Source organism: Streptomyces turgidiscabies Car8 (genome assembly GCF_000331005.1).
Classification (GTDB): domain Bacteria; phylum Actinomycetota; class Actinomycetes; order Streptomycetales; family Streptomycetaceae; genus Streptomyces; species Streptomyces turgidiscabies.
The window spans coordinates 1-7,956 of record NZ_AEJB01000455.1 but is presented as its reverse complement, the minus strand read 5'-3'; the positions used below and the strand labels follow the sequence as shown (position 1 = coordinate 7,956).

Genomic DNA, 7,956 nt, shown 5'->3' with positions numbered 1-7,956 from the left:
ACCGCCGTACCGAGGCGGTTTGTTGCATCCGTGTCGCTAGCCCAGGAGGCCGCCCACCAGGCCCGGCTGGCCCGTGGAGGAGCCGCCCGTGCTGCCGTCGCCGGTGCCTCCGGTGCTGCCGCCCGTGGAGCCGCCGCTGGTGCCGCCCGGGGTGCCCGTGCTGCCGCCCGACGAGGACGGTCCGGAGCTGGTGCTGGGCGCCTGCTGGGCCGGGGTCGTCTGCTGCGGCGGAGCCTGGCCGGCGCTGCCCTGGGTCTGGCTGGGCCGACTTCCGGTGACGCTGCCGCTCTCGCGGGCCTCGTCGGGGGTGGTCGCGGCGCCGCCGGTCGTGGGACTGGCCGAAGTGGCGTTCTGGGTCGGGGACTTGGTGGCCGTCGAGGGGCTCTTCGAGGCGCGTCGTTCGCCGCCGGACTGCTCGGGGAGCGGGGAGCCGGGGAGTTGGTTGCGCGGGGCCTCGCCGGGGCCGGGGACGACCACGCGGTCGGCGTCACGGACGGCGCCGCCGAGGAGTGAGCCGATGAGGAGCGTGAGACCGATGACGACGGCCGTGACGAGGGCGCCACGGCGTAGGACGTAGGCCCGCAGCTCCCAGATGTCCGTACGGGGGCCGAGTCGGCGCCAGGCGCTGCCGGCGAGGCGGCCGTCGACGGAGTAGACGGGGGCGCCGGCGATGATCAGCGGCGACCAGGCGGCCAGATAGATGATGTCGGGGGCGTCGTAGACGGGGACGCTCTTCCAGCTGACGGTGAGGAGCAGTGCGGCGGAGAGCAGGGCGCCGCCGACCGCGGCGACCCGCTGCCAGAGGCCCAGGACCGTGAGGACGCCCACGATGACCTGGAGGAAGGCGATGACGAGCCCGGAGCCGACGGGGTGCTGGAGGGCGAACTGCCGTAGGGGTTCGGCGACTTCCCAGGGGTGAAGGGTGTTGAGCCACTTCATCATGGAGCCGCGCTTGCCGCCGTCGAAGTAGACGGGGTCGCAGAGCTTGCCCATGCCGGCGTAGATGGAGATGAAGCCGAGGAAGATGCGGAGCGGGAGCAGGACGACGCCGAGGTTCATCCGGCGGCCGGGGTAATAGGCGTGCCGTACGGGGTCGTTGGTGTGGCGCCTGACGCCGGTCCGGCGTCCGTCGGCGTCCCGTTCGTAGGCTTCGTCGCCCTCGTAGCCGAACTCGTCGTCGCCGTAGCCGGGTTGGCCGTATCCGGAGTCGCCGTACCTGGCTTCCTCGTATGCGCTGCCGGTGGTGCGCATGTTGGGGAGGAGGCGGCCGGTGTCGGGGTCGGAGCCGTGGGTGCGCTGGCTGCCGACGATGGGGGTCTCGACGGTCTGGTCGAGGGTGCTGCCGGCGTAGTCGAGTTCGTCGTCGATACGGGGGATGACCTGGGTCGCTCCGGCGTCGGCGGCCGGCGGCTGTTCGCCGTGGCGCACGCTGGAGCCCCGGACGGCCTGGAGCAGGCGGTGCGCGCCGGTGTCGTCGGGCGCCGACTTGCCGCTCCAGACGACGGGTGCCCGGCGTCGGACGGCCGTGGCGCCGCCGGCGCCTACGACGGGGATGCGCGCCGTGTCCTCGGAGGCGCCGAGGTGCCGGGCGACGCGGGACGACGGTGCCGCCCGCCGCGTCGAGGCCCCCAACTGCACGCGGAAGCTCGCATGGTTGACGATGACCTGCGCCGGATCGCTCGGCACCTTCACCATGCTCAGCGCGGGAGCGTCGTCGTATCCCGACGAGCGGTCCCCCGTGGGTGTGCGGGGTGTTCTGGTGTCCACACTCATCTAACCGAGTGACGTGAGGTTAGGACACTGCTTTGACTTGGCGGATGTGTCCGGGCCGCGTCAAGGTCACGTCACCCGCCCGGATTCCCCCGTACGGGTGACGCCGTGCACGCGTGTTCAGGCGCGTCGGCGGGCCGCTTCGTAGAGGACGATCCCGGCCGCGACACCTGCGTTGAGGGACTCCGTGCCGCCGGGCATCGGGATCCGTACGAGGTGGTCGCAGGTCTCGCCGACGAGCCGGGACAGTCCCTTGCCCTCGCTGCCGACGACGATGACGACGGGTCCGCCGAGGGCGGGCAGGTCGCCGAGTTCGTCGGTCCCGTCGGCGGCGAGACCGACGACGACGATGCCGGCCTTCTGGTACGCCTCCAGGGTGCGCGTCAGATTGGTGGCGCGGGCGACGGGGGTACGGGCGGCGGCGCCGGCGGAGGTCTTCCAGGCGCCCGCGGTCATGCCGGCGGCGCGCCGCTCGGGCACGACGACGCCGTGGCCGCCGAAGGCGGAGACGGAGCGGACGACGGCGCCGAGGTTGCGCGGGTCGGTGACACCGTCGAGGACGACGATGAGGGGGTCCACGCCGTTGTCGTAGGCGGCGTTGGCGAGGTCCTCCGGGTGTGCGTACTCGTACGGCGGGACCTGGAGCACGAGGCCCTGGTGGTTGAGGCCGTTGGTCATGCGGTCGAGCTCGGGCCGGGGCGCTTCCATCAGGTGGATGCCGCCGCGGTCGGCGACCAGCTGGAGCGCCTCGCGTACGCGCTCGTCGTTGTCGATGTACTGCTGGACGTAGAGCATGCTGGCCGGGACGCCCTCGCGGAGCGCCTCGACGACCGAGTTGCGTCCGACGACGAGTTCGGAGGACGCCTTCCCGCCGCGCCCCTTGGGTGCGGGCCGCCGCTGGATCTGCTTGGCCTTGGCATTGGCAATACGGTTCTTCTTGTGCTTTTTGCGCGCCTCGGCGGGCGGCGTGGGGCCCTTGCCCTCAAGGCCCCGGCGCCGCTGGCCGCCACTGCCGACCTGCGCGCCCTTCTTGCCGGACATGCGGCGGTTGTTAGCGGCCATGACCTACCTGTCTGTGTGGAGACGTGCGTGTGTACGTCTATGAGTGTGCCGCCCGGAAACCCGGGCGGCACAATCGATCAAGGAGATGAGCAAGGAATTGGGGTGATATGAGCCGAAATGCTCAGCGTGGACCGAGGGTCCAGCGCGGTCCCTGCGGGCCGTCCTCGATGACGAGGCCGGACTGGTTGAGCTGATCGCGGATGGCGTCCGCGGTCCCCCAGTCCTTGCGCCCGCGGGCGGCCTCGCGCTGGTCGAGGACGAGTCGTACGAGGCTGTCGACGACGCCGTGCAGATCCTCGCCGCGGTCACCGATCTCGCCGGCCCAGTGCGGGTCGAGCGGGTCGAGTCCGAGAACTCCGAGCATGGCGCGCACCTCGGCGAGGCGGGCCACGGCGGCTTCCTTGTCGTCGGCGGCGAGTGCGGAGTTGCCCTGCCTGACGGTGGTGTGGACGACGGCGAGGGCCTGCGGCACGCCCAGGTCGTCGTCCATGGCCTCGGCGAAGGCGGGCGGCACCTCGGCGGACGGCTCGACGACTCCGCCGGCCTTCTCGACGACGCGCTGCACGAAGCCCTCGATCCGGGCGAACGCCGACTCGGCCTCGCGCAGGGCGTCCTCGCTGTACTCGATCATCGAACGGTAGTGCGGGGTGCCGAGGTAGTAGCGCAGGACGATGGGCCGCCAGGCCTTGACCATCTCGCTGACGAGGACGGAGTTGCCGAGGGATTTCGACATCTTCTCGCCGCTCATGGTGACCCAGGCGTTGTGCAGCCAGTACGTGGCGAAGTCGTCGCCGAAGGCCTTGGCCTGGGCGATCTCGTTCTCGTGGTGCGGGAAGATCAGGTCGAGACCGCCGCCGTGGATGTCGAAGGCGGACCCCAGGTACTTGTGCGCCATGGCCGAGCACTCCAGGTGCCAGCCGGGCCGGCCTCGGCCCCAGGGCGTCTCCCAGGTCGGCTCGCCGGGCTTGGCGGACTTCCACATGGCGAAGTCACGGGGGTCGCGCTTGCCGGTCTCGCCGTCCCCGGAGGGCTGGAGCAGGTTGTCGAGTTCCTGGTTGGACAGTTCCAGGTAGCCGGGGAAGGAGCGCACGTCGAAGTAGACGTTCCCGTCGGCCTCGTACGCGTGTCCGCGCTCGATGAGCCCGCGCATCATCTCGACCATCTCGGTCACGTGGCCGGTGGCACGCGGCTCGTAGGTCGGGGGCAGGCAGCCGAGCGCGCTGTAGCCGTCGTTGAAGGCCCGCTCGTTCTCGAAGCCGATGGACCACCAGGGGCGGCCCTGTTCGGCGGCCTTCCTGATGATCTTGTCGTCGATGTCGGTGACGTTGCGGACGAACGTGACGTCGTACCCGCGGTAGGTGAACCAGCGGCGCAGGATGTCGAAGTTGAGCCCCGACCGGATGTGCCCGATGTGGGGAGCGGCCTGCACGGTGGCGCCACAGAGGTAGATCGAGACACAACCCGGTGTGAGCGGGGCGAAGTCACGGATCTGCCGGGCGTTGGTGTCGTACAGGCGAATGGTCACGGGTCCAGGGTAGTGGCCCCACACCAGTGCCTTGCGACCCTTGTGCACAAAAATCCGTCCCCTACGGGGTTCCGGGAGCGTGGGGCGATTTCCTCGGGGTTCAGCCCGTACGGACCACCAGTGCCGTGGCCACCGCCATCAGGCCCTCTTCGCGTCCGGGGAAGCCGAGGCCGTCCGTCGTCGCGCCGGAGACCGAGACCGGCGCCCCGACCGCCTCCGACAGGACCTTCTGTGCTTCGTCGCGCCGCTTGCCGATCTTCGGCCGCGGGCCGACGACCTGCACCGCCACGTTGCCGATGGTGAACCCCGCCGCCCGTACGATCCGGGCCGCCTCCGTCAGCAGTGCCACTCCGGACGCGCCGGACCACTCGGGGCGTCCGGTGCCGAAGTGCTGCCCCAGGTCGCCGAGTCCGGCCGCCGAGAACAGCGCGTTGCACGCGGCGTGGGCGACGACGTCCGCGTCGGAGTGGCCCGCGAGTCCCGTCCCCTCGCTCTCCCACTTCAGGCCGGCGCACCACAGTTCCCGGCCCTCCTCGAAAGCGTGGATGTCGGTACCGATGCCGACCTGGGGCAGCACCAACCCCGCTGCGGAGGGCGCGGGGGGTACGGCAGGTCGTCCGGACGTCTGTTCAGAACCCATCGTTGAGCCTCCTGCGGGCCAGTACCGCTTCCGCGAGCACCAGATCCAGCGGCCTGGTCACCTTGAACGCCTCCTCGTGGCCGGGCACGACCATGACCCGCAGGCCCAGCTGTTCGACCATGCTCGCGTCGTCGGTGACGTTCTCGGTCACCGTCTCGTGGGCCCGTACGAGCGTGTCGATCGCGAAACCCTGCGGTGTCTGGACCGCCCGCAGTCGCGCCCGTTCGGGCGTGGCGAGCACCGGCTCAGGTTCGCCGGGTGTCGTGGCGGGTTCGACCTCTTTGACGGTGTCCGCGAGTGGCAGTGCGGGAACCACGGCCTGCGCGCCGTCCCGTACGGCCTCGATGACCGCGTCGACGGTGTCCACCGGTACCAGCGGGCGGGCGGCGTCGTGCACGAGGACGATGTCGATGCCTGGCGGCAGGGCGTCCAGGCCGAGTTTCACCGAATCCTGTCTTGACTCGCCGCCGGGTACGACCAGGAAATCGGTGCGTTCGGGCAGCGCGTGGGTGTCGAGGAGGGTCTTCACCTCGGCGGCGCCGTCCGGCGGGGCCACGACGACGACCAGGGAGACCGCCCGGGACGCGGCCATCGCGCGCACCGCGTGGATGAGCATGGGCGTGCCGTTCAGCGCGCGAAGTGCTTTGGGGGCTCCCGGGCCGAGGCGTACGCCCCTGCCGGCGGCCGGAATCACGGCGGCCGTACGTGCCCCGGGCGGTGTGGGGCGCGATTCGTCAGACATCGGTTCCTGTCAGGTTTGTGTGCCGAGCCCTCGTGGGTATGGCCTGGAGGAGTGCCGGGCGCGAGCCTCGATCGGACCCTTCCGTGACTTCCGGTCGAGCCTGCTCCGGGCCCGGCACAGCAGGTATCAGTGCTCAAGTATCAGTACTTCAGTGCTACAGGCAGACCGCGGGGAGCTCGTGACCGCGGAGAATCCACTGCCCGTAGGAAATCCGCTGACGGCGCCTGTGCACGGTGTGTCGGATTCGACGCTCGGATGCGCGGTGGGAAATCCGGGCACGAACATGCCGCAGCGCCCGGCGACATTGGATACGTCATCGGGCACCGCGGCATTTCAGTGTGCTGCTTGAGCTGAGTGAGCGGGCTTTTCAGGGCCTGCGCGTTCAGGTCAGAGTCAGGACGCGAGCACCTCGTCGAGCAGGGCCTCGGCCTTGTCCTCGTTCGTGTTCTCCGCGAGCGCGAGCTCGCTCACCAGGATCTGGCGAGCCTTGGCGAGCATGCGCTTCTCACCGGCGGACAGTCCGCGCTCACGCTCACGACGCCACAGGTCACGTACGACTTCCGCGACCTTGATGACATCACCGGAGGCGAGCTTCTCCAGATTTGCCTTGTAACGACGTGACCAGTTCGTGGGCTCCTCGGCATACGGAGCGCGCAGGACCTCGAAGACCCGGTCCAGCCCTTCCTGACCAACCACATCACGTACGCCGACGAACTCCGCATTGTCCGCTGGCACACGTACAGTGAGGTCACCCTGGGCGACCTTCAGCACCAAGTAGGTCTTGTCCACGCCTTTGATCTGGCGAGTTTCGATGGCCTCGATCAGCGCGGCCCCGTGATGGGGATAGACCACGGTGTCGCCAACCTTGAACGTCATGTGACAGGTACCCCTTCCGTGGCTATCCAGGGTAACACGGAAACGGCGGCTTCTGAATGGCGTTTTCGCAGGTCAGGGCATATCTCGGGGCTTGACAAGTGCAACAGGAACGTGCTTCGGAAGGGCCGCGGAAGCGAGAACGGTGAGGGTATTCGCAGGTCGGAGCGGCTCTCCGAACGAACCGAAACCCGGACGTTACACTCGCCCGGAGGCCCCGACAGGCGACCAAACATCCACTTATGTCCGCTTCCAAGTGTGCGACTTACGCTACTCCGTTCGGTCAGCGGACTCGGGTGCGGGACGAATCCGGAATTGATCACGCCGGCCGATGTCCGCCGGACGATCAAGCCGATGACCCGGCAGATGATCTACGGGTGATCAATTTTCTGATGCCGTTCATTCCTTCACCGGAAATCCGCGAACCGGTAACTCTGTTTGCCGACGGCGGTTATGTGAATGCCGGACTGTCATGCCCCGAGGAAGGGTCAAAAGTGGCTCCTGAGGCACCCGCGCTCTCCCGGGACGGCGTCCCCGGTGACCGCTAGAGGCGGGTCGGGTGCGGTGGCGGGGGAACGGCTCGGTAACCTAAGGCCGCTGACAGTCACTTAGGGCGGCTTTATAAGGAGCTGCCCGTGCGTTCCAAGGAGTTGCCGCCGCCGTGAGCAGCAGCCTTCGACGCGGCGCCCTCGCCGCATCCGCCCTCGCGTTCTCGGTCGCCACGCTCGCCGGGTGCGCAGCCGGAAACAACGCCCAGACGCTGGAGGTCAAGCCGGACAACGCGGCCATGACCGTCGGCGACATCAAGCTGCAGAACGTCGTCGTCATCACCCCGTCGGAGCTGGAGTCGACCGGCCCGGCCGCCGTCTCCGCGACGGTGTTCAACACCGGCAAGACCGCCCAGACGCTGGAGTCGATCACCGTCCCCGGCACCGGCAAGACCGCCGAGCTGAAGGCCGCCAAGGGTGGCAGCCTGAGCATCCCGGCGCACGGCTCGCTCGTCATCGGTGGCGAGAACAACGCCTCCGCGGTGCTGCCGAACAGCCGCGAGGCGGTTCAGGACGGCAACGCGCAGAAGGTCACCTTCACCTTCAGCAAGACCGGTGACGTGAGCCTGCGCGCGTTCGTCGTCCCGGCGTCGGGCTACTACTCGTCGTGGGGCCCGACCGCGGCCCCCGAGACACCGGCCGACACCGCCTCGCCGTCCGCGTCCCCGTCCGGCGAGCCGGCCGCGTCCGGTTCCCCGAGCCCGTCCGGGGACGCCGGGTCGCCTGCCGCCGGGGCTTCCCCGAGCACCTCGGAGTCGGCCGCCCAGTAAGGGCCTTCGGCCACGCGTGTGCGGCG

8 protein-coding genes are annotated in these 7,956 nt (G+C 69.5%); 2 read left to right on the top strand and 6 right to left on the bottom strand.

Features of this window, described 5'->3' with window-relative positions:
- Window positions 1-36: 36 nt before the first annotated feature.
- The 6 genes from STRTUCAR8_RS33030 to STRTUCAR8_RS33005 form a co-directional block, all read right to left on the bottom strand.
- Window positions 37-1,773, bottom strand: a complete 1,737-nt coding sequence (locus tag STRTUCAR8_RS33030) for a DoxX family protein (protein ID WP_179200632.1) — start codon at window positions 1,771-1,773, stop codon at window positions 37-39.
- Window positions 1,774-1,890: 117 nt separating this feature from the next.
- On the bottom strand, window positions 1,891-2,832 hold the full coding sequence (gene rlmB / locus STRTUCAR8_RS33025; RefSeq protein WP_006380565.1) for a 23S rRNA (guanosine(2251)-2'-O)-methyltransferase RlmB: 942 nt from the start codon (window positions 2,830-2,832) through the stop codon (window positions 1,891-1,893).
- Between the two features lie 121 nt (window positions 2,833-2,953).
- The gene (gene cysS, locus STRTUCAR8_RS33020; RefSeq protein ID WP_006380570.1) at window positions 2,954-4,357 is read right to left on the bottom strand and encodes a cysteine--tRNA ligase; all 1,404 of its coding nucleotides are present in this window, start codon (window positions 4,355-4,357) and stop codon (window positions 2,954-2,956) included.
- Window positions 4,358-4,457: 100 nt separating this feature from the next.
- Complete coding sequence (ispF, locus tag STRTUCAR8_RS33015) at window positions 4,458-4,997, bottom strand: 2-C-methyl-D-erythritol 2,4-cyclodiphosphate synthase (protein ID WP_006380569.1); 540 nt, start codon at window positions 4,995-4,997, stop codon at window positions 4,458-4,460.
- Complete coding sequence (gene ispD / locus STRTUCAR8_RS33010) at window positions 4,987-5,739, bottom strand: 2-C-methyl-D-erythritol 4-phosphate cytidylyltransferase (protein WP_006380567.1); 753 nt, start codon at window positions 5,737-5,739, stop codon at window positions 4,987-4,989. The genes ispF and ispD overlap by 11 nt, the downstream gene beginning before the upstream one ends.
- A gap of 393 nt (window positions 5,740-6,132) precedes the next feature.
- The gene (locus tag STRTUCAR8_RS33005) at window positions 6,133-6,615 is read right to left on the bottom strand and encodes a CarD family transcriptional regulator (RefSeq protein ID WP_006380568.1); all 483 of its coding nucleotides are present in this window, start codon (window positions 6,613-6,615) and stop codon (window positions 6,133-6,135) included.
- A 374-nt stretch (window positions 6,616-6,989) separates the two neighbouring features.
- On the opposite strand from STRTUCAR8_RS33005, the gene STRTUCAR8_RS53570 reads away from it, so the two are divergent.
- Complete coding sequence (locus STRTUCAR8_RS53570; protein ID WP_179200633.1) at window positions 6,990-7,160, top strand: hypothetical protein; 171 nt, start codon at window positions 6,990-6,992, stop codon at window positions 7,158-7,160.
- A gap of 113 nt (window positions 7,161-7,273) precedes the next feature.
- Entirely contained in the window at window positions 7,274-7,930 is a 657-nt protein-coding gene (locus STRTUCAR8_RS33000) for a copper chaperone PCu(A)C domain-containing protein (protein ID WP_006380571.1), read from the top strand.
- The last annotated feature ends 26 nt before the right edge of the window (window positions 7,931-7,956 follow it).

What these genes read in the sequence shown, in the direction of transcription:
- STRTUCAR8_RS33030 (WP_179200632.1), bottom strand. Translation starts at nt 1,773, where the DNA reads ATGAGTGTGGACACCAGAACACCCCGCACACCCACGGGGGACCGCTCG.
- STRTUCAR8_RS33005 (WP_006380568.1), bottom strand. Translation starts at nt 6,615, where the DNA reads ATGACGTTCAAGGTTGGCGACACCGTGGTCTATCCCCATCACGGGGCC.
- rlmB (WP_006380565.1), bottom strand. Translation starts at nt 2,832, where the DNA reads ATGGCCGCTAACAACCGCCGCATGTCCGGCAAGAAGGGCGCGCAGGTC.
- ispD (WP_006380567.1), bottom strand. Translation starts at nt 5,739, where the DNA reads ATGTCTGACGAATCGCGCCCCACACCGCCCGGGGCACGTACGGCCGCC.
- ispF (WP_006380569.1), bottom strand. Translation starts at nt 4,997, where the DNA reads ATGGGTTCTGAACAGACGTCCGGACGACCTGCCGTACCCCCCGCGCCC.